This is a genomic window from Vaccinium witches'-broom phytoplasma str. VAC (assembly GCF_000309405.1).
GTDB lineage: Bacteria > Bacillota_I > Bacilli_A > Acholeplasmatales > Acholeplasmataceae > Phytoplasma.
The window spans coordinates 1-809 of sequence record NZ_AKIN01000163.1 but is presented as its reverse complement, the minus strand read 5'-3'; the positions used below and the strand labels follow the sequence as shown (position 1 = coordinate 809).

Below are 809 nucleotides of genomic sequence, written 5' to 3'. Positions count from 1 at the left end.
ATTTTATAAATAAATATAAAAAAATAAGTGGAACAAATCCACTTAGCACCTATTCTTTCAAGACCCTTACCACAAAAATTTATATTACCAAGAAATATTTGATAAATTAAGAAACTTTATCTCTTCAATCCCTCACAAAAACGATAACACTCTCTTTAATTTAAACCAAATGGTCTCTTTACATCCTGAATTTTTTGACACCAACAACCAAGCAAAACAAAAAATTAAAGAAGAATATTACCGTTTATCTGAAACTTTCAAAGGTTTAAATCAAACAACTAAAGGATTCAAAAAAGGACAAATCATCACTATTGGAGGCTACACTGGCTTAGGTAAAACTTCTTTTGTTTATAATCTTTTATTAGATCTATCCCAAACTAAATATCAAGAAAACCAACATTATCCGCATATGTTGGTTTTTTCTTTGGAAACGACTTGTGAAGAAAACTTAAATCGCCTATTGGCGCGCCAAACCCAAATCCCCTTAGATATTATTTTAACTAAAGATTTTCAAGAATTCTCACTACACACCTACACGAAAAGGATGAACCAAGCTAAAAAAATATTTAGCAAGATCAATTTATCTTTTAGTTATGATAAAGAAAAAAATATCAGTTATATCATTGATTTAATTTATCGCCTTCATTTAGAGGAGAAAGTGGAGATAGTTGTCCTTGACCACCTTCAAATAACCAAAACCACAAACCACTTAGAAAACGACCGTCTCGCTATTGATGAAATTATGACTAAACTCAAACAATTAGCCATGGAATTAAACATCATTATTATCATTCTCTCTCAATTTTCAA

Annotated in this window: 1 pseudogene; it reads left to right on the top strand. The window is 29.8% G+C overall.

Features of this window, described 5'->3' with window-relative positions:
- Window positions 1–58: 58 nt before the first annotated feature.
- A pseudogene (locus RI68_RS02690) lies at window positions 59–809 on the top strand (DnaB-like helicase C-terminal domain-containing protein); the annotation flags it as partial.